This window comes from Faecalibacterium sp. DFI.5.82, from assembly GCF_029076575.1.
GTDB classification, from domain to species: domain Bacteria; phylum Bacillota; class Clostridia; order Oscillospirales; family Ruminococcaceae; genus Faecalibacterium; species Faecalibacterium duncaniae.
This window is the reverse complement of sequence record NZ_JARFIS010000567.1, coordinates 1-308: the sequence shown is the minus strand read 5'-3', so window position 1 is coordinate 308 and position 308 is coordinate 1. Positions and strand designations below refer to the sequence as shown.

Below are 308 nucleotides of genomic sequence, written 5' to 3'. Positions count from 1 at the left end.
CGCTTAAAAGCCCCACTGGGGCTTTCATTGTTCTGCTTCGCTCCACAAACGCGAAGTTATCTGGTTGATGCAATTTTATCAGTCGGCCATGATCTCCTGAGAGCCCCATAGGAGATTAAGAAGTTCGCAAGCCAACCAGCTGGTACAGCAAGCCAGACAAAGGCAATGCCGAAACGCGGTGCACAGATCAGGGCAACGGACAGACGAATCGCAAGGTTCACCATGTTTGCAACGAGGAACGGACTCATAATTCCGAGACCGCGAAGGACTCCATCGGTTGCGATCTTGATACCCATGAAGATGTAAAA

Annotated in this window: 1 pseudogene; it reads right to left on the bottom strand. The window is 50.3% G+C overall.

From position 1 onward, the window contains the following. Positions 1-56: 56 nt before the first annotated feature. Positions 57-308 (bottom strand): annotated as a pseudogene (locus tag P0G09_RS17910) (MATE family efflux transporter); the annotation flags it as partial.